This is a genomic window from Nocardia sp. CY15 (assembly GCF_009829295.1).
In the GTDB taxonomy this organism is placed as follows: domain Bacteria; phylum Actinomycetota; class Actinomycetes; order Mycobacteriales; family Mycobacteriaceae; genus Nocardia; species Nocardia sputi.
The window spans coordinates 1-1071 of record NZ_VUOT01000098.1 but is presented as its reverse complement, the minus strand read 5'-3'; the positions used below and the strand labels follow the sequence as shown (position 1 = coordinate 1071).

The following is a 1071-nucleotide window of genomic DNA, read 5'->3' as shown; positions in this document are numbered from 1 at the left end:
GGCGGATTCGAGGGGTCGTCGCAACACTCGTTGTCGTGTTAGGCGGCGATTAGCGTAGCCAGACGCTCGGCTGGGGTATCCCAGTCGAGCGTTTTGCGTGGTCGGCCGTTGAGTTCGGCGGCGACGGTGTCGAGGTGTTCGCGGGTGTGCACGGACAGGTCGGTTCCCTTGGGGAAGTATTGCCGTAGCAGGCCGTTGGTGTTCTCGTTCGAGCCGCGTTGCCAGGGACTGGCGGGGTCGCAGAAGTAGACGGGGATGTCGGTGGCGACGCTGAACTGGTGATGTTCGGCAAGTTCGCTGCCTTGGTCCCATGTCAACGATCGGATCAGATGCGGTGGAAGCTCAGTGACGGTGCGCTGCAGGGCGTCTCGCATCTGTTCGGCGCTGCGACCGTGGGGTAGATGGACGAGCATGACGTAGCGGGTGGCGCGCTCGACGAGGGTGCCGATCGCCGAAGCACTGTCTTTGCCGATGATCAGATCGCCTTCCCAGTGTCCGGGCACGGCCCGGTCCTCGACCTCGGCGGGCCGGTCGCTGATCATGACCATCGGGTGGATGAACCGCGGTTGGCGGCAGTTGACCTGACGACGCGGTTTGCGCCGGGCACGGCCGGTGCGCAGTGCTCGGGCCAGTTCACGGCGCAGCTCGCCGCGGCCCTGAACGTAGAGGGCCTGATAGACGGTCTCGTGGACTACATGCATCTCCGGCCGGTCGGGGAATTCCTCACCAATAGCCTGGCAGATCTGCTCGGGGCTGCACCGTTTGTCCAGCCGTTGCTGGATGAACTCCGCCAACTCGGGGAACCTGGCGGTCTTGCGGATCTTCGGCCGTGGCCGACGCGCGTCGGCGCGGGCCTGAGCAGCATGCGGTCGATAGGCCCGCTGCCCAGCCGGGCTCACGGTGTCGTTGCGAACGATCTCGCGGCTGATGGTGGATGGACTGCGTCCCAGCTCGCCCGCGATCGTGCGGATACCCGCCCGCTCTCGCCGCCGGTCAGCGATATGGATGCGCTCGTTCTCGCTCAGATATCGCGACTTCGATACAGCGGAGGCTGCCCGCTCGTGCCGAGCG

1 protein-coding gene is annotated in these 1071 nt (G+C 65.8%); it reads right to left on the bottom strand.

What is annotated here, in order from left to right; genetic code table 11:
* Positions 1-38 precede the first annotated feature (38 nt).
* The coding region (locus GVY39_RS33750) for an IS30 family transposase (RefSeq protein WP_159989410.1) at positions 39-1071 on the bottom strand (1033 nt) is incomplete at its 5' end.